Source organism: Acinetobacter sp. YH16038, assembly GCF_013417275.1.
In the GTDB taxonomy this organism is placed as follows: Bacteria; Pseudomonadota; Gammaproteobacteria; order Pseudomonadales; family Moraxellaceae; genus Acinetobacter.
The window spans coordinates 1-2,363 of record NZ_VPEG01000107.1; the positions used below are offsets into that span (position 1 = coordinate 1).

Sequence of the window (2,363 nt, forward strand, 5' to 3'; positions counted from 1 at the left end):
CATCATTTAAACTAGCGATATCACTGAACTGCCCATATTGACGTAATCCATTATAATTTAAGCTAAACAATGCTGAGTTCCAACTATAACCGAATCCAAGCAACTGTCCCGTGTTTTCAGGTGTATAACTATGGGCATAAGAGACATTGAATTGACCAGCTTGTCTCCCTAATTGGTAAACACCACCTAGCCCCACTTGCTGTAACTTTTCAGTCAACTCAGTATGGGTCTCAACAGTCAATGTATTGCTTAATCCATAACGATAACTACCACTTAATGCTAAATCATCAGCATAATCAAATGAAGATATGCCATAATTTAATTTAGGATAACCAAGGTTAAATGACCAATCATTTAGACCCCGTGCCAGTAAGTGATTTGCGCGATAGAGTGAAAAATTTTGGACTTGTTGTTGGCCATTGATGTCAGTAATGACCATTTGTGCATTGCCAGCACCTGTAATACTCGGTGTAGTTTGAATATCAAACTGCCCTGGCACTACATTCTGTGATGATTGCTTGATTCCATTAATGATAAGGTCAATCTGTGAAGGGAGTGCAACCTGCCCTTTAAAACTCATTAATGGGGTTGTAACCGTATAAGGCTGTAATGCGAAATTTTTAGCCAAACTTAGACCACTAATCCGAGTAGAGCGTGTCCACGTTAAAGCATCACTTTGCGCATCGCCCAAACGTAAACGAAGCATTTGCTCTGGGAAGTCTTTCTCCCAATACGTATCTAGAATTTGACGATCAGTAAACTGATTATCTTGATATTGATAATTACCTGAAATACTCAGTACACCATTGAATAGACCAAAATAACGAAGTTCATTCCATCCATTAAATGAAAAATGATCATCAGTTTGTTGTGCAAAAGCCGTATAGTTTAAAAGTAAGCCTTGTCTTTCTTGCTGGGGATTAACCGTTGCTACAGATTTAGCTTGATAACTATATTGGTTTTTTGCACTTAATAATTCAATAGGGACTTGTATGGTGATTTTCTGGTTTAGATTGTCATATTGATAACTTAGCCCGTTAATAGCATCTAAAGAAATATAGTTTGTTTGGTCAACCAAGACTTGAGGAGCACTACTTTGAATTGAGAGTTTGTCTAATGATGTCACATCTATATAAAGCTGTTTATCTTGTTGTAAAAAATGTCCTATTTCTGGTTGTGCTGATTGATTTAGTTCGACATCTAAATATAAATCTTGCTGCATATCTTGAATCAGTTTTGGATCGCTGACTTGTGCAAGTGTATTGGGTGCCACTGCAATGATTGCTCCTGCAAATAGCAAATCACTAATCTGTACACTCACAAAACCACTCCAAAATTGATGAATACATCAATGTGCTACTTGAAGTATTTGTTCACGTACATCCATGTTCACAACAGCAACAAACTTTCCAGTCGGTTGAATATTCAGTTGTTTAGGGATAGGCCATTGCATACTCTGACCATTTAGAACATAGCCCATCAGTCCCATTTGAATTGGTGTCTTTTTACCTTGAGAATCTACATAAGCAAACTGGCTAAAACGCTTATAACTTGTAGTTTTATTGATGACTAGTAATTGATGATCCGTATATTTAAATGTCATGCCTTTTAAAGAAGTTAAGCCTTGATCTACAGCATTTATATGTGATGTTTTAAAGAAAACTGGGATCGAATATTTCAGCAAAAGCTGCAACCCGCTTTTCTCTTCAGTTTTTGGATTAGGTAATTCATCGACGATGAGTCGATAGGCTTGTTCAGATGAAAGATTGTTATTTGCGCTACGAATCAAGCGAACTAACTGTCTTTGCCCAGCAGGTATAGTCAATACCATGGGGCTTGCTATCAGATCTTTTGTAGGTGTAATAACATCTTGATTATTATTTTGTGTCCAATAATTTACTCGGACTTGGCCCCGAATTTCGTCACTTCCTGTATTGGTTAACCAAAGCTCTTTAACTTTTTCCTGAGGGGAAAACTCTAATAAAATAGGCGCAACCTGCAAGCTTGCAGCATGCGCCTGTATCATAAAAATACTCGTTACTAGACAAACTAAACTGTACTTACGTAGTAGATTAGAGCAACGTATCGGATTTCTCATATTGATATCCTTTAAATGAAGAATATCTTTACGATAACAAATATTAATATGTTACCGTGGCTGTAACTGTATCTTTATAGTTGCCTGCACGAACATTTGTTGAGCCAACGACTTTAGCAATTACAGGGATTGCTTGTACGTTACCTGAACCATTGTTTGCATATTTATTGTCATTGTTATCCCATGGCTTATTGCTATCTTGGAATAACTCATAAGCAATACTTGATAATGCATCTTTTTCATTTGTCATCTTACCACTACCTGA

At 36.8% G+C, this 2,363-nt stretch carries 3 protein-coding genes; all 3 read right to left on the reverse strand.

The features are described from left to right. Positions 1–1,321 (reverse strand): fimbria/pilus outer membrane usher protein (locus FTV34_RS16980; RefSeq protein WP_180070854.1); only part of this gene is annotated, 1,321 nt, incomplete at its 3' end. 27 nt (positions 1,322–1,348) lie between these two features. Then, positions 1,349–2,026: a molecular chaperone gene (locus FTV34_RS16985; protein WP_257223471.1), complete on the reverse strand. Its 678-nt coding sequence runs from the start codon at positions 2,024–2,026 to the stop codon at positions 1,349–1,351. Between the two features lie 115 nt (positions 2,027–2,141). Then, a partial coding sequence (locus FTV34_RS16990) for a spore coat protein U domain-containing protein (RefSeq protein WP_180070856.1) occupies positions 2,142–2,363 on the reverse strand: 222 nt, incomplete at its 5' end.